The organism is Gammaproteobacteria bacterium (assembly GCA_029862005.1).
GTDB lineage: Bacteria > Pseudomonadota > Gammaproteobacteria.
Genome location: JAOTYD010000004.1, coordinates 55,897 through 75,130 on the forward strand (window position 1 = coordinate 55,897; position 19,234 = coordinate 75,130).

General features: G+C 54.9%; 20 protein-coding genes. 10 read left to right on the forward strand and 10 right to left on the reverse strand.

Annotated elements, in window-relative coordinates; translation table 11 throughout:
• Nucleotides 1-11: 11 nt before the first annotated feature.
• The 5 genes from trpC to rpe form a co-directional block, all read right to left on the reverse strand.
• On the reverse strand, nucleotides 12-812 hold the full coding sequence (trpC, locus tag OES20_04250; protein ID MDH3633897.1) for an indole-3-glycerol phosphate synthase TrpC: 801 nt from the start codon (nucleotides 810-812) through the stop codon (nucleotides 12-14).
• Complete coding sequence (trpD, locus tag OES20_04255; GenBank protein ID MDH3633898.1) at nucleotides 812-1,825, reverse strand: anthranilate phosphoribosyltransferase; 1,014 nt, start codon at nucleotides 1,823-1,825, stop codon at nucleotides 812-814. The genes trpC and trpD overlap by 1 nt, the downstream gene beginning before the upstream one ends.
• Nucleotides 1,826-1,837: 12 nt before the next feature.
• A complete protein-coding gene (locus OES20_04260; protein ID MDH3633899.1) occupies nucleotides 1,838-2,428 on the reverse strand; it encodes an aminodeoxychorismate/anthranilate synthase component II in 591 nt (196 codons plus the stop codon).
• A complete protein-coding gene (gene trpE / locus OES20_04265) occupies nucleotides 2,425-3,939 on the reverse strand; it encodes an anthranilate synthase component I (protein ID MDH3633900.1) in 1,515 nt (504 codons plus the stop codon). Before trpE ends, OES20_04260 begins: the two co-directional genes overlap by 4 nt.
• A gap of 186 nt (nucleotides 3,940-4,125) precedes the next feature.
• Nucleotides 4,126-4,821: a ribulose-phosphate 3-epimerase gene (gene rpe, locus OES20_04270; GenBank protein ID MDH3633901.1), complete on the reverse strand. Its 696-nt coding sequence runs from the start codon at nucleotides 4,819-4,821 to the stop codon at nucleotides 4,126-4,128.
• Between the two features lie 150 nt (nucleotides 4,822-4,971).
• Here rpe and OES20_04275 point away from each other — a divergent pair, with 150 nt between their 5' ends.
• Nucleotides 4,972-5,169, forward strand: coding sequence for a hypothetical protein (locus tag OES20_04275; GenBank protein MDH3633902.1), 198 nt, complete (start codon nucleotides 4,972-4,974; stop codon nucleotides 5,167-5,169).
• Here OES20_04275 and OES20_04280 read toward each other — a convergent pair.
• Nucleotides 5,141-5,890, reverse strand: a complete 750-nt coding sequence (locus OES20_04280) for a Mut7-C ubiquitin/RNAse domain-containing protein (GenBank protein MDH3633903.1) — start codon at nucleotides 5,888-5,890, stop codon at nucleotides 5,141-5,143. The two genes, OES20_04275 and OES20_04280, sit on opposite strands and share 29 nt — an antisense overlap.
• A 178-nt stretch (nucleotides 5,891-6,068) precedes the next feature.
• Between OES20_04280 and OES20_04285 the strand changes: the two genes are divergently transcribed.
• The 4 genes from OES20_04285 to OES20_04300 all read left to right on the forward strand — a co-directional run bounded on the left by OES20_04285 (nucleotide 6,069) and on the right by OES20_04300 (nucleotide 11,082).
• Nucleotides 6,069-6,704 (forward strand): protein-L-isoaspartate(D-aspartate) O-methyltransferase, encoded by a 636-nt coding sequence (locus tag OES20_04285; GenBank protein MDH3633904.1) that lies wholly within the window; start codon nucleotides 6,069-6,071, stop codon nucleotides 6,702-6,704.
• Between the two features lie 272 nt (nucleotides 6,705-6,976).
• Nucleotides 6,977-9,412 (forward strand): SAM-dependent methyltransferase, encoded by a 2,436-nt coding sequence (locus tag OES20_04290; protein ID MDH3633905.1) that lies wholly within the window; start codon nucleotides 6,977-6,979, stop codon nucleotides 9,410-9,412.
• A 39-nt stretch (nucleotides 9,413-9,451) separates the two neighbouring features.
• A complete protein-coding gene (locus OES20_04295; protein ID MDH3633906.1) occupies nucleotides 9,452-10,021 on the forward strand; it encodes a gamma-glutamylcyclotransferase in 570 nt (189 codons plus the stop codon).
• A 128-nt stretch (nucleotides 10,022-10,149) separates the two neighbouring features.
• Complete coding sequence (locus OES20_04300) at nucleotides 10,150-11,082, forward strand: DMT family transporter (protein MDH3633907.1); 933 nt, start codon at nucleotides 10,150-10,152, stop codon at nucleotides 11,080-11,082.
• 46 nt (nucleotides 11,083-11,128) lie between these two features.
• On the opposite strand, the gene OES20_04305 is transcribed toward OES20_04300, so the two are convergent.
• The gene (locus OES20_04305; GenBank protein MDH3633908.1) at nucleotides 11,129-11,434 is read right to left on the reverse strand and encodes a cytochrome c; all 306 of its coding nucleotides are present in this window, start codon (nucleotides 11,432-11,434) and stop codon (nucleotides 11,129-11,131) included.
• Between the two features lie 118 nt (nucleotides 11,435-11,552).
• Here OES20_04305 and OES20_04310 point away from each other — a divergent pair, with 118 nt between their 5' ends.
• The gene (locus tag OES20_04310) at nucleotides 11,553-12,134 is read left to right on the forward strand and encodes a class I SAM-dependent methyltransferase (protein ID MDH3633909.1); all 582 of its coding nucleotides are present in this window, start codon (nucleotides 11,553-11,555) and stop codon (nucleotides 12,132-12,134) included.
• A gap of 77 nt (nucleotides 12,135-12,211) precedes the next feature.
• Here OES20_04310 and OES20_04315 read toward each other — a convergent pair whose 3' ends face one another.
• A complete protein-coding gene (locus tag OES20_04315; protein MDH3633910.1) occupies nucleotides 12,212-13,339 on the reverse strand; it encodes a 5-(carboxyamino)imidazole ribonucleotide synthase in 1,128 nt (375 codons plus the stop codon).
• Nucleotides 13,340-13,834: a 5-(carboxyamino)imidazole ribonucleotide mutase gene (purE, locus tag OES20_04320; protein MDH3633911.1), complete on the reverse strand. Its 495-nt coding sequence runs from the start codon at nucleotides 13,832-13,834 to the stop codon at nucleotides 13,340-13,342. It lies immediately after the preceding gene.
• A 130-nt stretch (nucleotides 13,835-13,964) separates the two neighbouring features.
• Here purE and OES20_04325 point away from each other — a divergent pair, with 130 nt between their 5' ends.
• The 3 genes from OES20_04325 (at nucleotide 13,965) to OES20_04335 (ending at nucleotide 16,626) form a co-directional block, all read left to right on the forward strand.
• On the forward strand, nucleotides 13,965-14,849 hold the full coding sequence (locus OES20_04325; protein MDH3633912.1) for a phosphoribosylaminoimidazolesuccinocarboxamide synthase: 885 nt from the start codon (nucleotides 13,965-13,967) through the stop codon (nucleotides 14,847-14,849).
• Between the two features lie 173 nt (nucleotides 14,850-15,022).
• Entirely contained in the window at nucleotides 15,023-15,634 is a 612-nt protein-coding gene (locus tag OES20_04330) for a DUF502 domain-containing protein (GenBank protein ID MDH3633913.1), read from the forward strand.
• A complete protein-coding gene (locus tag OES20_04335; GenBank protein MDH3633914.1) occupies nucleotides 15,631-16,626 on the forward strand; it encodes a zinc-dependent alcohol dehydrogenase family protein in 996 nt (331 codons plus the stop codon). The genes OES20_04330 and OES20_04335 overlap by 4 nt, the downstream gene beginning before the upstream one ends.
• Before the next feature lie 26 nt (nucleotides 16,627-16,652).
• On the opposite strand, the gene OES20_04340 is transcribed toward OES20_04335, so the two are convergent.
• Nucleotides 16,653-17,831, reverse strand: coding sequence for a fatty acid desaturase (locus OES20_04340; GenBank protein ID MDH3633915.1), 1,179 nt, complete (start codon nucleotides 17,829-17,831; stop codon nucleotides 16,653-16,655).
• Nucleotides 17,832-18,117: 286 nt separating this feature from the next.
• Between OES20_04340 and OES20_04345 the strand changes: the two genes are divergently transcribed.
• Nucleotides 18,118-18,954, forward strand: a complete 837-nt coding sequence (locus tag OES20_04345; GenBank protein ID MDH3633916.1) for an NYN domain-containing protein — start codon at nucleotides 18,118-18,120, stop codon at nucleotides 18,952-18,954.
• Nucleotides 18,955-19,234: the final 280 nt, after the last annotated feature.

Consider the following 19,234-nt stretch of genomic DNA (forward strand, 5'->3'; position numbering starts at 1 on the left):
TGGCTTTCCAGCTAGTAAAAAAGTTCGCGCAGGCCCTGTCCCGGGTCCGGTGCCCGCATAAAGGCTTCACCCACCAGAAAAGCATGGACATCGTGCCGGTGCATCAAGGCAACGTCGTCGCGTCCATGAATCCCGCTCTCGGTAACCACCAGGCAACCGGTGGGGACCTCGTCAAGCAGGTTAATCGTGGTCTCCAGGCTGGTATCAAAGGTACGTAAATCGCGATTGTTAATCCCCACCAGTTCCAGTTCGAGTTCGAGTGCACGCTCGAGCTCGTCACGATCATGGACCTCAACCAGTACGTCCATGCCCAGCGAGCGTGCCTGTCGATGCAGACTTGCGAGGGCTGCATCATCGAGCGCGGCGACGATTAACAGGATGCAGTCGGCGCCGATCGCCCGCGATTCGACCACCTGGTAGGGATCGACAATGAAATCCTTGCGAATAACCGGCAGCTGGCAGGCGGTACGCGCGGCCACCAGGAAATCCTCGTGCCCCTGGAAAAAATCCTGATCGGTCAGCACCGACAGGCAGCAGGCACCACCCGCTTCATAGGACCGGGCAATCTCGTCGGCGTCGAAGTTTTCGCGGATCACGCCCTTGCTGGGCGAGGCTTTCTTTATTTCCGCGATTACGGCCGACTCGCCCCGCTCGACACGCTGCTTTAACGCCGCGGTAAATCCGCGGGGAGCCGATGCCTCGCGAGCCCGCTGCTGCAAGGCATCCAAAGACGTGGTTTGCCGGCGTGACGCAATCTCCTGCTGTTTGCGCGCCAGAATTCGATTAAGAATATCCGGTCGTGAAGCGTTCATCAGGCGTTCGATCGGACCACCAGGTTTTGCAGCACCTCGGCGGCCTTGCCACTGCTGATTGCCTGCCTGGCGGCCTCAACCCCGGCTGCCAGGGTGTCAGCACAACCCGATACATAAATTGCGGCACCGGCGTTGAGACAGACAATATCATGTGCGGGACCCGGATTATCCGCCAGCACCGAGCGGATCATGGCCAGGCTCTGCTCCGGAGAATTCACTCGCAGCTCATCCAGTGACGCCAATGCCATCCCGAAATCGGATGGCGTAATCGTGTAACTGGTAACTTTGCCATCTTTAAGTTCAGCGACATGGGTCGGCGCCGAAATGCTGATTTCGTCCAGTCCATCCTCGGCATGCACAACCATGACATGACGGCTTTTGAGCTGCTTTAACACGTTTGCCATCAGTTCTACCAGCGCATCATCGAATACGCCGATTATCTGGTTGGGTGCGCCCGCCGGGTTGGTCAGGGGACCAAGTACGTTGAATATGGTCCTGACCGCCATTTCCTTACGCGGACCGATCGCGTGTTTCATTGCACCGTGATGCGCAGGGGCGAACATGAATCCGACACCAACCTGCTCGATACATCCAGCCACCTGTGCGGGCGAAATATCCAGTTTTACGCCCGCGGCCTCGAGCACATCGGCACTGCCTGAATTACTGGTCATGGAGCGATTACCATGCTTGGCGACTTTTGCACCGGCTGCCGCCGCCACGATGGCGCTCGCAGTCGAGATATTAAAGCTGCCCGAAGAATCACCACCGGTACCCGCGGTATCGACAAGACGATCGCTGCTTACCTCGACCCGCGTCGACAGATCTCGCATCACACGGGCGGCGGCAGAAATTTCGTCGACGGTTTCACCCTTCATGTGCAGACCCACCAGGAACCCGCCTATCTGGGAGGCCGTGCATTCTCCGGTCATGATTTGCTGCATGATCGAATTCATTTCATCGCTGCTCAAGTCCTGGCGCGCGATCACCGCCTTAATAGCCGCCTGTATCTCCATTATTCCTCCTGCCTAATGGATGCCTTGTTGAAGAAAATTTCGCAACAGGGCGTGACCGTGCTCGGTCAGAATCGATTCCGGATGGAATTGTACGCCCTCGATTACAAGTTTACGGTGACGCAGGCCCATGATTTCATCGAGACTACCGTCCGCGTTTTCGGTCCACGCCGTGACTTCGAGACAATCCGGAACACTGTCCTTGTCAATCACCAACGAATGGTAACGCGTTGCTATAAATGGGTTTTCGAGACCTCCAAAAACTCCGGCGCCGGTATGGAATATCCGCGATGTCTTGCCGTGCATGATTTGTCGAGCATGTACGATTTTTCCCCCGTAAACCTGCCCGATACTCTGATGACCGAGACACACACCGAGAATCGGTTTTTTCCCGGCCAGCGACTCGATCGCGGCCATCGATATCCCGGCTTCGTTCGGGGTACACGGACCGGGCGATATCATGATATGACTGCAGCCCGAATTCAGAATGGCATCGACGCCGACCTGATCGTTGCGCACCACTTCGACATCGGCATCAAGTTCACCGAGATACTGCACCAGGTTATAGGTAAACGAATCATAGTTGTCGATCATCAGGACTTTCATGATTCTTCTCCGCCAGCTTCTCCGTCACAGGGATCACGCGACGGCAATCCTGCTTCGGCCAGTGCCACGGCACGAAAAATGGCGCGCCCCTTGTTCATGGTTTCGGCCCATTCGTTTGCCGGAACTGAATCATAAACGATTCCGGCACCCGCCTGAATATAGAGTGTTTCATCTTTTATCACCGCGGTACGAATCGCGATCGCGGTATCCATGTTACCGCTCCAGGAAATATAGCCTACCGCACCTGAATAAATGCCCCGTTTTACCGGCTCCAGTTCATCGATTATTTCCATGGCCCGGATTTTCGGTGCCCCCGAAACGGTACCCGCAGGGAAAGTTGCACGTAACACGTCGAAAGCCGTCAATTCCGGTCTGATCCGGCCCTCGACGTTGGAAACGATATGCATAACATGGGAATAACGTTCCACGATCATCTGCTCGGTCAGGTGCACGCTACCCACCTGACTTACCCTGCCGGCATCGTTACGCCCGAGATCGATTAGCATCAGGTGCTCGGCCAGCTCCTTGGGGTCATTGAGTAATTCTCGCTCCAGTTCCAGATCGTGCTCCGCGGTCCTGCCCCGTGGCCGGGTTCCGGCGATCGGACGTACCGTGACCGCCTCGTCTTCAAGGCGCACCAGAATTTCGGGAGAAGATCCGACCACGTGATGGTCATCCAGATTCAGGTAATACAGGTAAGGCGACGGGTTGAGGCCGCGCAGTGCGCGATACAAATCTATGGGTGCGGACCGGTAAGGTATCGAGAGTCGTTGCGATAAAACGATCTGCATCGCATCGCCGTCAATAATGTACTGGCGCGCCTTTTCCACTGCATCTTCAAAGCCCTGCTGGGTAAACTCGGACGTAAAGTCCTGTTCCCGCACCGTTTGCGGCCGCGAATCGGTGCTGGTATCGAGCTGAATCGAGCCCAGTCTGGTTTCAAGCTCATCGAGTTGAAGTTGCCCCTGGTGCCACGCCTTTTCTGATGTGGGCTCGACATGCACGATCAGAAACATGCGCGATGAAAGATTATCGAACACCACCAGCTTGTCGCTCAGCATCAACAGGATATCGGGAGTCTGGTGTCGATCGGGATTGGGGCAGTGCGCGAGTTTGGGCTCAATGTAGCGAATCGTATCGTAACCGAAGTAACCGACCAGGCCGCCATGAAACTTGGGCAGGCAATCTGCCTCGGCAACCTTGAAGGAATGCAGGTAGTTCTCGATAAAGCGCAGTGGATCGTCAGTTTCTTCGTCACTGACAATTTCACCGTCGACCTCGAGTAGCACCCGTTTGGAAAATACCTTGATGCGCGTATTGCAGGCCATACCAATGATCGAGTAGCGACCCCACTTCTCGCCACCCTGCACCGATTCGAATAAATAGGTGTAAGGCTTGTCTGCCAGTTTCAGGTAAGTGCTTAACGGGGTATCAAGGTCGGCGAAGACTTCGCGTACCAGCGGAACACGATTGTAATCACGCTTGATTTGATTGAATTGCTTGAGATTCATGGGTGACTCTTAAAACGAATGAACAGAAAAAAGGTAACAGACAACAATAGCTTGCGATCACCATCGCCAGCCCTGTGTACCTTCATTTTTCTGCAAACGTTGTTGAGTCATCCGGATTAACTTTTCAGTCAGACGGCAGAATCTAACATAGCCTTTCGGACATGGCTATGACTATTTCCGGTGTTTTCAGATCGAACCGACGCGCTCCAGCTGGCTGCGAAACTGCTTAAGGATACCGTCATAACGGTTTGGATCATCGGGATCGGCACAGCCGAAAATTCCGGAACCGGAAACGAAGGTATCGGCACCCGCAGCAGCGATCTCGGCTACATTGTCCACCTTGACGCCACCATCGATTTCAAGGCGGATATTGAATCCGGAGTCATCGACCCTGCGACGCGCAGCACGCAACTTGTCAAGCGTCGCCGGAATGAAACTTTGTCCGCCGAAACCCGGATTGACCGACATCAGCAGTATCATATCGATTTTATCGAGCACGTGGTCCAGGTAACCTAACGGGGTCGCCGGATTAAATACCAGGCCGGCCTTGCAACCGCTATCCCTGATCAGCGACAGACTGCGATCGATATGTTCGGACGCCTCGGGGTGAAAGGTGATGTAACTGGCGCCTGCGCTGGCGAAGTCAGGGATGATTCGGTCCACCGGCTTGACCATCAGGTGCACATCGATTGGTGCCTCGACACCGTGTTTACGCAGGGCCTCGCAAACCAGCGGACCGATTGTCAGGTTTGGCACATAGTGATTGTCCATGACATCGAAATGGACGATGTCCGCGCCGGAGGCGAGAACGTTATCGACTTCTTCGCCGAGCCGCGCAAAATCGGCCGACAGGATGGACGGTGCTATCTGGTAATCGGGCATGTTATTTCCTGGTTGCAAGTGGCAGGCAATTTACACCAATTCAATCTCGATTTCAGCCGATCAAAATGGATAACAGTGCCTAGCCCAAATGAGATCTGCCGCCTCTACGCTGTTAAACTGTCGCAATTGCGAAGCTAAAGTTTCATCGATATGTCCGCCGAACAACAGCTAAAACAGGAGCTCGCGGCCCTGCGCCACGAATTGCGGCGCATCACTGACAGCCTCGAGCGCAATCGAACGCGTGAACTGGAGCAACGCGCACAGCAGTTGCGCGCCAGTATCGCGCTATGCGAACGGGACTTGAACCGGGTAACCGACCCTACTCAGGAACGACCAGCTGACGGATAGCGTCATTCATATGCGCCACGTGCGAGCCCTCCCAGTAAACCTTGTGGCAACGACTGCAGCGATAAAACTCCTGGTAGTAACGACGGGTAAGCGGCTCGAGATCAGACCATACCTGCTCGCGGGCGACAGGTTCGATTTTTCCATTGCAATCCAGGCAAAGTCGTAACGGCCTGACCTGTTTATAGAGATCGAGTCGTTGCATGACTTCCCTGAGCTGGGTGTCAGGATCATCCGAGCGCACCCAGTAGCCATGGGTAATCGCACGGCGAAACAGCAACCGCCGATCGCGTGTCAGAACGATACGCTTTTCACGCACCGCGATGTCAACGATTTCGTCATCGACGAGTCGATTTCCGTAGGCCGTATCGAGTCCTATCATGCGTAAACGCCGCGCCAGCTTACCGAGGTTGACGTCGACGATGAAAGCTGTTTTACGCAGCGGTTTTGGCCTTAGTCGCTGCAAGGGCGTAATATCGAGGCTTTCGAACACCGGGTAAACGGCCACCCTGTCAGTATTTCTTAGCTTGTAGTCAAAGCCAACCGATTCATCATTAACCACGATCAAATCGACCTCGCCGTGGGGTACCCCGAGAACCTCGATCGGATCCTTTATCGCGGGCTGGCCACAAAAACGGTATTCGATGGTTTGCTTGCGCTGCTCCGGTGGCAGGAATTCATTGAGTTCCTCGTAAAAGCGAAAATTGGCGAGATATGGTTTCAAGCTTATAATTTCAGTCCCGTTCATCGAGGCGCAGGCGATCATCACAACAATGTCTGGAATTATCTCATATCTTAAAGCGGTCTCCGTAATATTCGGGCTAATGCTAATCGTTGCTACGATACTCGTTCATGTTGAGCAAGTGCGGGCCAGGGATTCATTTGAGGCGAGTCGCGCCAAAATGATAGCCCTGATCGAGCGAGACGTTCGCGATACCAGTGCGTACCTGAAGCGCTCGAACCTGGATAGCCGGGTACTGGAAGCGATGGCAAGGGTACCACGACATGAATTCGTACCGAGCGACCGCCTTGACCAGGCCTACCATAATCGTCCGCTGCCGATCGGGCATGGCCAGACCATTTCACAACCCTACATTGTCGCCATCATGACCGATCTGCTGGAACTTAAGCCGCAACACAGGGTGCTGGAAATCGGTACTGGCTCCGGCTACCAGGCAGCCATACTGGCCGCGCTCGATGCCAGGGTCTGGAGCATCGAAATCATCGAGCCACTCGGACAGCAGGCAAAAACACGCCTGCAGCGCCTCGGCTACGATGCCGTCGAGGTGCGCATTGGTGATGGTTACTACGGCTGGCCCGAGTACGCACCATTCGACGCTATCATCGTCACCGCCGCTGCGAACCACATTCCACCGCCACTGGTAAAACAACTCGCGGTTGGCGGCAAGATGATCATTCCGGTGGGGAGCCGTTTTTCAACCCAGGAACTGATTCTGATTACCCGCGTCAACGAGGATGAAGTGCTGACGCGCCAGGTACTGCCAGTTCGATTTGTACCACTGACCGGTGGACACTAGTACTCCTTCAATGAGATATCTTAGGATTCGACCAGTCAGGAAGCAGTTAGCCGCTAGGCGTGCGACTGCAGGACTAGCCGTTGCTAATTCAAGGGAGCACAACAACGCAGCTGACTGCTTCCTGGCTGGCCCGGAGGGAGCGCCCCAGAAAGGCCAAGGCAAGGCGCAGTCCGCAGGGAATGGCATGCCCTTTACAAGGACTGCAACGCGGTATTGGCCTTTCTGGGGCGCTCTGCATCCCAAGATATCTCAATGAAGGAGTACCATCCGGGGTGAGTGCGAGCCAACAACCACGGTTCTCGATCGCGCTGATTTCCGCCGCGGTGCTCGGCTACGAGGTTCTGCTGATGGCGCTGTTTTCGCAAATCCAGTGGCATCATTTCGCCTACATGGTCGTCAGTGTCGCGCTGCTCGGATTCGGTGTCAGCGGCAGCCTGCTGGTATTCACGGGTAAGCGGCTGGTTCGCCACTTTCGTGGCTTTGCCGTAAGCCAGGCCTGCCTGTTTGCGGTCAGCTCGTTACTGGGTTTCGCGCTCGCACAACTGCTTTCATTCAATCCCGAAGAGCTCATCTGGGATAACGACCACTGGTTACGACTGGCACTGGTAATTTTGCTGTTGACCATACCATTTATTTTTGCAGCTAACCTGATCGGCCTGGCCTTAATCGGGTACCGCCAGCACCTGGCGAGAATCTACGCGGCCGATCTGCTTGGCGCAGGAATCGGCGCACTGGGAATCATCGGGCTGCTTTACCTGATGCCGGCAGCGCATGCCCTTGTCGTTATTTCAGTACTCGGTTTTGCTGCTGCGGCAACGCTTTGGATCGAATGTGGGGGCAAACCCGCGCCGGCACTGGTCGGTTTCGCCGTCGCGGTAATCGTCCTGTATCTGCTGCCAGGTCCCTGGATTGAACCCCGGGTTTCTCCATATAAGGAACTAAGCCAGACTCTGCGAATACAGGGAACCCGTATTATCGAGGAACGCTTCAGCCCGCTGGGCAGGCTTACCGTGGTCGAGAGCAAGTCGATACCCTTACGCCATGCACCGGGGCTCAGTCTTAACGCGCGCAGCGAACCGCCAGCACAACTGGGACTGTTCACTGACGCTGACGCAATGACTGCCATTACACGTTACCGCGGGGTGCGCGAGGACCTGGTTTACCTCGACGATATGACCTCCGCACTGCCTTATCACCTGGCACGCGTCCGCAGCGTGCTGGTTCTGGGAGCCGGCGGCGGCGCCGAGGTACTGCAGGCGATTTATCATGATGCCCAACATATTGGTGCTGTCGAAATAAATCCGCAGGTGGTCGACCTCGTGCGCCACCGTTTTGCCGAATTCAGTGGCGGGCTATACGATCAGGAACGCGTCAGCGTACACATCGCGGAAGCACGCGGCTTTCTGCAGCGCGATGCCAGGGTTTACGATTTGATCCAGGTGCCCTTGCTCGATTCATTTAGCAGCGCAGCCGGTGGGGTGCATGGTCTCAACGAAAACTTTGTTTACACGGTCGAAGCCCTGCGACAAGCCCTGTCGCGACTCGAGACCAATGGATTTATCGCGCTTACGCGCTGGATCAAGTTACCCCCGCGAGACAGCCTGAAATTATTTGCCACCGCGATCGAGGCACTTGAACAATCGAATGCGACCAATGCCCGACAGCGCCTGGCTTTGATCCGGGGCTTACAAACGAGCACACTCTTGATCAAGAACGGGGTGATCAACAGCAATGATATTGACCGGATCAAGTCCTTTTGCAAAACGCGCGCATTTGACCTGGCCTATTACCCAGGGATGCCCGCAACCGAGGCTAATCGCTTCAATCGACTCGAGTCCGCCTATTTTTTTGACGGCGTACAGGCATTACTGGGGGCAGATCGTGATCAATTTTTACAGGACTACAAGTTCAAGCTCGAGCCAGCCAGCGACGATCAACCCTTCCATCATCATTTCGTCAAGTGGCGCTCGCTCGCGGAGTTGCTCAAACTGCGCCACCAGGGCGGTAGCGCTTTACTCGAAACAGGGTACCTTACGCTGCTGGTTACCCTGCCGGTTTGCCTGGTGCTTAGCCTGGTGTTGATACTGGTACCGATGTTGTTTGCAAAGCAGGATAAATCATCAGCTGTTCTCAGATTCAGCAATTACCGGGTGCTGACTTATTTTACAGCACTCGGGCTGGGTTTCCTGTTAATCGAGATCGCATTCCTGCAGAAATTCATTTTGTTGTTGCACCACCCCCTTTACGCTGCCGCGGTGGTACTGGCGTCCTTTTTGATTGCGGCAGGAATGGGTAGCGCCTTTGCGCAGGGATATGCGGGAACCCTTCGCGCGCGGCGCGTTACTGGCTACGCGGTACTGATCATCATTACCTTTGGCGGTGCTTACCTGATGCTGCTGGAGCCATTGATGCAGCTAGCCGGTGCCTGGTCGTTGTCCACACGAATCCTGGTCAGCATTGCCCTGATCACTCCGCTGGGATTTGGCATGGGTATGCCATTTCCCCTCGGGCTATCGGCAATCGGTACCGGCCCGGCAATACTGACCCCCTGGGCCTGGGGCATCAATGGTTGCGCCTCGGTAGTCAGCGCGATACTCGCCTCGCTGCTTGCAATACACTTTGGTTTCAACCTGGTGATCCTGGTTGCCTTAACCTGTTATGCCGTCGCACTATTCAGTTATCCTATCGCAAAGCGTGGCCAGGGCTAGCCTGTTATGGTGGAAATTGGCGCACGCTAAATTACTGATATGAGCAAGAATACGGTTATCGAAAATCAGCGCCGTCACCCGTTGGATGACGATGCCCAGGTCTGGTTGTTTGGTTATGGTTCGCTGATCTACCTGGTTGATTTCCCCCATCTCGAATCGAGGCCTGCAAGCATTCGCGGCTGGAGTCGACGCTTCTGGCAGGGATCGCATGATCACCGGGGAACCGAAGCCAATCCCGGGCGCGTGGTGACCCTGATCGAAGAGGCAGGCGCGATCTGCGGCGGCGTTGCCTACCGGGTCGAGGCACCGGTATTTGAACAGCTCGACGAACGTGAGAAAAATGGTTACCTGCGCTTCGCCACCGAGATGACATTTGACGACGGCTCGCATGCCACCGGGCTGATTTATATCGCAACCCCCGATAACGATGCCTACCTCGGTGAAGCCAGCGAATATGAAATCGCACGTCATATCTGTCGCGCCCAGGGCCCCAGCGGTACCAACAGCGATTACCTGCTCGATCTTGCCCACGCGTTGCGCGAACTGGGCCAGCACGATCAGCACGTGTTCGATATCGAAGCCCATATCCTGGAGATACTAAAACGGTGACACTGGCTCGATGGTTCGCGAGCGATCGGATTTCATCAAGCTGCCAATCGGAAAAAATACTTGGATTCCGGTGGTAGTTACCGAATATCCTTAAAACATTCATCCCGGCGAGGCAACCTGAACCATCCATGACCGGATACACCCACGGCGCTACCCTCGAGCGCGGCACCTTGCTGCCGACCTGCCTCGTGGTCCTGGCCTGCTTCTGTTTTGGAACGATTCCGTATTTTGCCAAATCCCTGACCGACTCCGGTATGGCGGCCTACGCCATCGCATTTTATCGCTACGGGCTCTCGGCACTGGTTTTATTTCCGTTGCTGCTGCGACTACCCGTAGCCCAAATGAAAACGGCTATCTGGGGAGTTATTTCGGGCGTATCCGTGGGGCTCGGCTGGATTGGTTTTGTCAGCGCATTGAAAACCGTACCGGTCTCGACCGTCGGTGTCCTGTACATGACCTACCCGGTGTTCACATTACTGATCGGCTGGATCTGGTTTCGCGACACACCTTCGAAAAGAGGCATAACCGGGGCATTGATGGTCATCATGGCCGCGTTGATTGCCAGTTCACCTGCCGCGGTCGACCCCCGTCATCTCCCCGCCATGCTGATCTCGCTGTCTGCACCCATCAGCTTCGGTTTCGCAATTAACGTGTTGATACACAAGCTCACCTCGATCAGCCCGATTGTACGGGTGGCATGCTTCTCGGTCGGCGCCTCGATCAGCCTGTTGCCATTGCTGCTCCTGTCGGCATCGAACACCGTGCTGCCACAAAATGCCGGCGAATGGCAGTTGATTGCGGGACTTGCACTGGGTACGGCATTACTGCCGCAGCTGGTTTATACCAGCTTCGCGCCAATGATCGGTGCCGCCCGTTCTTCAGTCGCCGGAAGTGTTGAGTTGCCCACGATGTTCCTTATCGGCTGGTATACACTGGGCGAGATAATCGGCACCGCACAATGGCTTGCCTGCCTGCTGATTACAATGGCGATCCTGCTGACGCCAGCCCGCGCAACCCGTAATCTTTCGACCCAGATGGTGCTACCCCGCAAATCCCCATAAAAAAGTCGGCAATTGCCGGCTCTGAATAAACTGCGTTTAAACCCGTTTATTTCAGGCTATTAATATAATCGGCGATATTGTTGATATCCTCGTCTTTCAAGCCGGCTGCCATTGCGTTCATGATGGGATTTTTACGGACCCCGCTGCGGAATTCGGTAAGAGTCTTGCGGATAAAAGCAGCATCTTTGCCCTTAAGTGACGGATTGGTGCTGACGACGCTAACCCCACCCGAACCGTGGCAGCCAATACAGCCCTTGGCGGCATAAGTTGACTGCCCGGCAGCCGCATCTGCATGTACCGCACCGGCAAAGAGTATTGCCATTGAAAAGCAGAACGCTAAAACAAATTTCATTAAACCGGGCTCCCAGGTAGTAATCTTTTAATCGCCATTGGATAATGGCGCCCTAAAAACCGCGCCATTGTTACAAAGCCAAATGTCGATGTAAAGCATAGCAACCGGGGCTGAATCCGTGCTTAATGAACTGAATCAGTACAATCAAAAAATCCGCCAGGACCTGTTGATCGAGCACCGTGGACTCGAGTTTTACACGACCTGGGGATTGTTTTCCCCACGCCAGGTCGATGATGGTTCACGCATGTTACTTGACTTTCTTGAGCTCTCGACCAACGACGATTGCCTCGACCTGGGCTGCGGCTACGGAGTGCTGGGATTGTGTATGGCAAAGATGACACCTGGCGGACACAGCTTGCTGGTCGACAAGGATTTCGTCGCGGTCGAGTACGCTGAAAGAAATCGACGACACAATGGCATCGACAACGCAAGTTGCATTTTGAGTAACGGTTTTAACCAGCTCCCCGCACAACAATTCGATGTCATCGTGTCGAACATCCCTGCCAAGGTCGGCAAGGAGATGCTTTACATCTACCTGTTTGACGCGCTTGAATACCTGAAACCCGGGGGGTCCTTTTACATCGTCACGATCACGGGTTTACGCCAGTTTTTCAAACGTGGTTTCAACGAGGTCTTCGGCCATTACGAAAAAATCAAGCAGGGTAAAACCTACACCGTCGCGCGCGGTATCAAACAGTAGTCTCGTTCCCGCGCGAGAATTCTCGTCATACCCGCTTGCGCCGCTTATCCTTAACTTGTTATTCCGAGGCTTGACTATCAGGACAGGGTTTTACGAACTTTTTTCAGCAGTTTTTGCGCATCGGCGAGCGTCTCGCCAAGGCAATTAATATGTCCCATCTTGCGTCCTGGCCTGGCCTCGGCTTTACCGTAAAGATGCAGTTTCGCCAGCTCAAACTCTAAAATAGAGCTCCATTCGGGCGCCCCGCCCTCGGGCCAGATATCACCAAGCAGATTCCACATGGCTACCGGGCCATGCAGTTTGCAGGAGCCGGCAGGCAATCCGCAGACCATGCGCAGCTGTTGTTCGAACTGCGAGGTCGCGCAGGCGTCGAGGGTGTAGTGCCCCGAATTGTGCGGGCGTGGCGCCATTTCATTGACCAGCACGCGATCATCTGTCGAGATAAAGAACTCGACCGCGAGCACCCCGCAATAATCGAGTCCATTCGCTATCCGGGTCGCTGCATCGATGACCTTATCGGCCAGCGTGGACGAAATCGATGCCGGTACCATCGTCACGTCCAGAATTCCGTTGGCGTGGCTGTTTTCAGCAATCGGAAAGCAGGTTACGTCACCGGCCGTCGAGCGTCCAAGCACCACCGAAACTTCACAGGCAAGATCAATGCGCTGTTCCAGCACGCAATGTTTACGACCGACCTGTTCGAACGCAGGCTCCAGGTTATCAAACTGCTCGCAATTCACCTGCCCCTTGCCGTCGTAGCCGAGGGTTGCGGTTTTAAGGATTGCCGGGAAGGTGAAATCGCGCGCGAGCTCCAGGTCGGCCTCGTTTTCAAGCGCAATAAAATCCACCGTGTCGAGACCCTGCTCACGAAAGAATTGCTTCTCCAGTTTGCGATGCTGCGCGATATGCAAAACGTTGGCGGAAGGATGCACGGTTACCAATTTTGCCAGATAAGCCAAAGTGAGCGCCGGAATATTTTCGAACTCGGTAGTCACCACCGCACAATGCTGCGCCAGGTAATCGAGCGCACTGGTATCATCGTAAACCCTGGAAAGATGCTGGCTGGCGACACCTCCGGCCGGACTGTTCGGGTCAGGATCGAGGACGATCACTTCATAACCCATGGTGCGGGCCGCGATAACGAACATGCGTCCCAGTTGCCCGCCACCGAGCATTCCGAGTGTGCTGGGCGGAAGGATCGCCATTTATGCGGTTGGTGGTAGCGTCATGGCAAGCACTGAATCGTGCTGGCTGGCACGGAAATCCGCCAGTTTTTGCGCGAGGGTCGAATCGTGCTGTGCCAGCATCGAGACCGCGAACAGTGCGGCATTAATCGCACCTGCTTTGCCAATTGCAAAGGTGGCCACGGGCACGCCCTTGGGCATTTGTACGATTGAGTACAGCGAATCCTGCCCCTGCAGATAATCGGTCGGCACCGGGACACCGAGCACTGGCACCACGGTGTTGGCGGCGAGCATGCCCGGCAGGTGAGCCGCCCCGCCTGCGCCAGCGATGATGCAGTGAATACCACTGGCGGCGGCAGTCTGCGCGAATTCGGCCAACAGGTCCGGGGTGCGATGCGCGGACACAACCCGCGCCTGGTATTCGATACCGAATTTTTCGAGGTATTCGGTCGCGTGCTGCATGACGGGCCAATCGCTGGTGCTGCCCATAACGACTGCCACAATAGGATTCGACATGGCTTGCTCCGGGTTATCCCAAAAAAGCGGGCGATTATAACGCGAAACGGCTTAAAAACTTAATCCTGAATTAACTATTCCCGCAAAAGCCCATGATATGATTCGCGGCGGATAAATCCCGGACGTGGCAATGACCAGTAACACAATCTTTGAGACCCATATTGACAATCTCGAACTGCTCGCGCGCGGCAAGGTGCGTGATATCTATGCTATCGACGATACACATATGTTAATCGTGACAACCGACCGCCTTTCCGCATTCGATGTCGTCTTTGCCGAACCGATTCCGCACAAGGGTGAACTGCTGACCGAGGTGTCGAACTTCTGGTTTGCCAAAACGTCGCACCTGGTAGCGAATCATTTGACCGATCTCGACTTGCGCGATCACGTCAGCACGGACGATTATCAGCTTCTAAGGGATCGTTCGATCATTGTCAAACGCCTCAAAACCCTACCGGTAGAAGCGATTGTGCGCGGGTATGTCATCGGCTCCGGCTGGAAGGATTACCAGGCAACTGGCGAAATCTGCGGCATCAAACTGCCGCCGGGACTGCAACAGGCGGCCCGGTTACCCGAGCCGATTTTCACACCCTCGACCAAGGCCGAGGTCGGAGATCATGATATCAACGTCAGTTTCGACGATGTCATTGCCAGGATTGGCGCCGACAAGGCCAACCAGATCAGGGACAAAAGCATTCAGCTCTACCAGCTGGCCGCGGACTATGCGCGTGAACGCGGCATCATTATCGCCGACACCAAGTTCGAATTCGGCGTCGATGCCAACGACGAACTGGTGCTGATCGATGAAATATTGACCCCCGATTCATCGCGCTACTGGCCTGCCGACGAGTATCGCGTCGGTGCCAGTCCGCCGAGTTTTGACAAGCAGTTCGTACGCGATTACCTCGAAACCCTGGACTGGGACAAGACTCCGCCGGCGCCGCCGATTCCGGCTGACATCATCGCCAAGACCCAGCAAAAGTACCAGCAGGTGCGTGACATTCTGCTGGGATAGACGATCTGAACCTCAATCCCGCGCCTGCTGGATTGCGTCACCGTTACAAGATCCCGGCGATCCGACGCATCGATCTGGCCAGGCATGACGCCCGCAAACCTGCCATGCCCACGCAAGCGGGTATCTGCTAAAAGCTGTTAGAATCCAGCTATCAGGACCACAGGATTCAGATCATGTTCAAATCAATCGGCACCACCATAATTACCGGGATAATCACCGTACTTCCGATCGTGCTGACGGTCTACCTGCTGTACTGGCTGGTGGTTTCATCCGAACAGGTAATGGGCACCGCATTGCGCTGGGCCTTACCCGAAATTATTTATTTTCCTGGACTCGGCACCATCGTGGGCCTGGTGCTCGTATTCATGGTCGGGCTGCTGATGAAAGCGGTGCTGGTAAGGCAATTGTTTGCTTTTAGTGAAGAGATCCTTTACCACTTGCCGATCATTAAAACCGTTTATCGTGCGATCCGCGACCTCTTCGATTTCTTTTCTCCGAAAAAAGAGAATTTTGACCGGGTTGTCATTGTCAATTTCAATAACATGGAGGTGATTGGTTTTATCACCCAGGAAGACCCGCATCGTTTGCCCGAATCGTTCCGTAAACCCGATAGTGTGCTGGTCTACATTCCGATGAGTTACATGATTGGCGGGTTCACCTTGTTGATTCCAAAGGCCGACGTCAGGCCCTGTCAGATGAACATGGAAGAGGCCATGCGGTTTGCTTTGACCGCGGGGATTACCAGCCAAAGTGATGATCCAAAATCCCGGATAAAAAGCGCATGAAGGCAATGATTCTCGAACAGCCCGGGGTACCACTAAAACTCGTGCAGCGACCCGATCCCGAGCCCGGCCCGGGCCAACTGCAGGTCACGGTTTCGGCCTGCGGTGTGTGTCGCACCGATCTGCATGTCGTCGATGGCGAATTGACCGAACCCAAACTGCCGATTATCCCCGGACATGAAATCGTCGGAACCGTGAGCGCTCTCGGTGCAGGCGTCGCAGATTTCAAGATTGGCGATCGCATCGGTATTCCCTGGCTGGGGCACAGCTGCGGATGCTGTGGCTACTGCAAAACCGGACATGAAAACCTCTGCGACGAGCCCGGTTTCACCGGATACCAGATCGATGGCGGATACGCCGACATGACCGTCGCCGACGCGCAGTTTTGCTTTACTTTGCCCGATGAATACGGTGATGCCGAGGCGGCGCCACTGCTGTGCGCGGGCCTGATCGGTTATCGTTCGCTGGTGATGGCCGGTGATGATTCGATGCGGCTCGGCATCTACGGTTTCGGTGCAGCCGCCCATATCGTCGCGCAGGTAGCGCGTTACCAGAAACGTGAGGTTTATGCCTTTACCAGTCCCGGGGACGAAGCGGCACAAGAATTTGCGATCGACATGGGCGCGGTCTGGGTGGGTGATTCCGACATCGCGCCGCCATGCGTGCTCGATGCAGCAATCATCTTTGCCCCGGTCGGCTCACTGGTGCCGGCCGCACTGCGCGTAGTACGCAAGGGTGGCATTGTCGTTTGCGGCGGTATTCACATGTCGGATATTCCGAGTTTCCCCTACGATATCCTGTGGGGCGAGCGCGTGCTGCGCTCGGTCGCCAACCTGACGCGCCAGGATGCAATCGATTTTCTCGCACTGGCACCGAAGGTCCCGGTTCAAACCCACATCGAGGAGTTCAAACTCGAACAGGCTAACCAAGCCCTGCAGGCCCTGCGCAGCGGTAATCTCACCGGTGCCGCCGTGCTCCGCCCCCGGGATCATTAGCGGCGAAACTGCGCAGTGAGCTCGACCTAGGTGTTCACCAACTGGTATCCGCGCAGATAAGCCGCGAAATCTTCCAACGCTTCTATCCCGCTTTGTTCACAGGCCGCACACCAGGCACGAAGGCGCTCGACGCGACCCGGTTCCTCTTTTGAGCCCCGGGTCCAAACTTCCTTCAACTGCTGCCTGAAGCGATAAATTGTCGCCAGGGTCTCGTCCTGCAGCAATACGCGGTCGATGGTTTGCACCGAGCGCGGGTCGGAAGGAATTCCCTCTCGCGTCATTAGCCGACGCGCCCGCCTGATGAGTCGACGACCCATGCGATCGGTATTACGTTTGGCCTCGCGCAACGCCGGCCTCACCACCATCTGGCCATATCGTTTCAGAATAAAAAAACGCTGGCTAACAACTGCTTGCGCAGTATCGCGATCGACCAGGCGCTTGCCGATTTTACTAATCGCGCGCGGGGCCAGGCGTTTCACCTTCGCCAACTTGCACATGGCCAGCAACCGGATATAGGCCCAGCCGATATCGATCTCCCACCATTTATTCGACATACGCGCCGATGCCATGTAGGCGTGGTGGTTGTTATGCAGTTCTTCGCCACCGACCAGGATTCCCCAGGGCAGGATGTTCGTCGATGCATCCGGTGTTTCAAAGTTGCGGTAACCCAGGTAATGACCCAGGCCGTTGATGACACCGGCTGCCCAGAACGGAATCCAGATCATCTGCACACCAAAGATAACCAGTCCGGGTAGTCCAAACAGAAGCACATCGATTAATCCCATCAGGGCAATCCCCAGACTGGGATACGCCGCGTAAAGATGGCGCTCGAGCCAGTCGTCTGGTGTGCCCTGGCCAAATTTTGCAAGCGTTTCCTGGTTACGGGCTTCACGCCGATACAATACGAGCCCACCAAACAACACGGTCGTAATCCCCTTGTAACGAGGACTGTGTGGGTCGTCTGCAGTCTCGCAGGTAGCATGATGCTTGCGGTGAATCGCGACCCATTCGCGGGTAACGGTTCCGGTGGTAAGCCACAGCCAGAAACGGAAGAAATGACTGACCACCGGCTTGAGATCCAGCGCGTTGTGCGCCTGGTGCCGATGCAGGAATATGGTTACGCTGGCGATGGTGATGTGGGTCAGGACTAACGCAATAACTACGTAGGCCCAGGTTGGTAAAACTAAAAAACCTTCAAATGACACGGGTTACCTCTCCGCATTGCGGACATATTTCCCTCTTCAGCAAGGGTGCGCACAGGAGAAACCCGAATGGAACTCTAATGATGACAGGGAAAGCTGGATAAAAAAGCCGCTCTTCGGCGGTTAAAATAATAAGATATATTCTAGCTCAAAAAGTTCCTCGAGATACAGGTTTTTTGGAAACAGATTCTATTTCCAGTCGCAAGGGTTTATCCTGACCGTCAGCGTTGCCCGCAGCCGGGCAATAGTTCGATTCAGAAACCAGCCTATGAACCAGGAGCAATAAAACATGTCGTCTGTCAGTGAAGATCAGAATCTCGCCATTTTTTGCGATTTTGAAAATGTAGCGCTGGGCGTCAGGGATGCGAGGATAGAAAAGTTCAATATCAATCTGGTACTCGAGCGCCTGCTGGTAAAGGGGAGCGTAGTTGTCAAGAAGGCGTACTGCGACTGGGAGCGATATAAGCAATTCAAGTCGGTAATGCACGACGCGGCCTTTGAGCTGATCGAGATTCCGCACACCCGCCAGTCGGGTAAAAATTCGGCCGACATTCGCATGGTGGTCGATGCGCTCGACCTCTGCTACACCAAGGAGCATCTAGACACCTTCGTTATCGTCAGTGGAGACTCCGATTTCTCACCACTGGTCAGCAAGCTCAGGGAGAATAATAAAACCGTGATCGGAGTCGGGGTGAAAAGTTCGACCTCGGACTTGCTGATGAGCAATTGTGACGAGTTCATTTTTTATGACGACCTGGCCCGGGACGAGGAGTCGAGCCGTCAACGCAAGCGCAAGCCACCGACCAAGAAGAAAGCAGCGGGCAAGAAAAGCAGCGGCACCGCGGCTGAAGCAGCAAAACCCGAAGAGGAAAAAATCGATGATGCCATCAGCCTCGTCATGGAGACTGCGGAAGCGCTTTACGCGGAACGCGATGATCGGGACAAGTTATGGGGTTCGATGGTTAAGCAGGCCCTGAAACGGCGGCGTCCGGGCTTCAACGAACGTTACTATGGCGTTCGCTCTTTCAGCGACTTGCTGGAAGAGGCCGAGAGACGCGGACTGATTCGCCTGTCGCTGGATGAACGTTCCGGTGGTTACCTGATTCAGAAAATTGACGAAGACTAATTTCACCGCAGCTGCTGCTGGTATACCAACCCTCGCCCGGGTAAATTGCAGCTTGTTCCGGTTGAGCTAAACCAAATTAATCCTGAAGCTTACCTTAAATGGGGGATGCCGCAGTGGGTTTGTGGTTGTTATAGTTGTGCTCGAGGAGAGACAAAAATGCAACAGAATCACAAAGCGCAGCCGACTGCGAGATCAACATTACCGGAGCGTCACTTTGAAATGCGAATTGGCGAAGGACTGTTCGTTCTTGGTTTATTTGCCGTTCTGATGCTGGTGATAT

Coding starts and splice junctions, on each gene's coding strand:
- trpC (MDH3633897.1), bottom strand. CDS start 812: ATGAACGCTTCACGACCGGATATTCTTAATCGAATTCTGGCGCGCAAA.
- trpD (MDH3633898.1), bottom strand. CDS start 1,825: ATGGAGATACAGGCGGCTATTAAGGCGGTGATCGCGCGCCAGGACTTG.
- OES20_04260 (MDH3633899.1), bottom strand. CDS start 2,428: ATGAAAGTCCTGATGATCGACAACTATGATTCGTTTACCTATAACCTG.
- trpE (MDH3633900.1), bottom strand. CDS start 3,939: ATGAATCTCAAGCAATTCAATCAAATCAAGCGTGATTACAATCGTGTT.
- rpe (MDH3633901.1), bottom strand. CDS start 4,821: ATGCCCGATTACCAGATAGCACCGTCCATCCTGTCGGCCGATTTTGCG.
- OES20_04275 (MDH3633902.1), top strand. CDS start 4,972: ATGTCCGCCGAACAACAGCTAAAACAGGAGCTCGCGGCCCTGCGCCAC.
- OES20_04285 (MDH3633904.1), top strand. CDS start 6,069: ATGATAGCCCTGATCGAGCGAGACGTTCGCGATACCAGTGCGTACCTG.
- OES20_04295 (MDH3633906.1), top strand. CDS start 9,452: ATGAGCAAGAATACGGTTATCGAAAATCAGCGCCGTCACCCGTTGGAT.
- OES20_04300 (MDH3633907.1), top strand. CDS start 10,150: ATGACCGGATACACCCACGGCGCTACCCTCGAGCGCGGCACCTTGCTG.
- OES20_04305 (MDH3633908.1), bottom strand. CDS start 11,434: ATGAAATTTGTTTTAGCGTTCTGCTTTTCAATGGCAATACTCTTTGCC.
- OES20_04315 (MDH3633910.1), bottom strand. CDS start 13,339: ATGGCGATCCTTCCGCCCAGCACACTCGGAATGCTCGGTGGCGGGCAA.
- purE (MDH3633911.1), bottom strand. CDS start 13,834: ATGTCGAATCCTATTGTGGCAGTCGTTATGGGCAGCACCAGCGATTGG.
- OES20_04325 (MDH3633912.1), top strand. CDS start 13,965: ATGACCAGTAACACAATCTTTGAGACCCATATTGACAATCTCGAACTG.
- OES20_04330 (MDH3633913.1), top strand. CDS start 15,023: ATGTTCAAATCAATCGGCACCACCATAATTACCGGGATAATCACCGTA.
- OES20_04335 (MDH3633914.1), top strand. CDS start 15,631: ATGAAGGCAATGATTCTCGAACAGCCCGGGGTACCACTAAAACTCGTG.
- OES20_04345 (MDH3633916.1), top strand. CDS start 18,118: ATGTCGTCTGTCAGTGAAGATCAGAATCTCGCCATTTTTTGCGATTTT.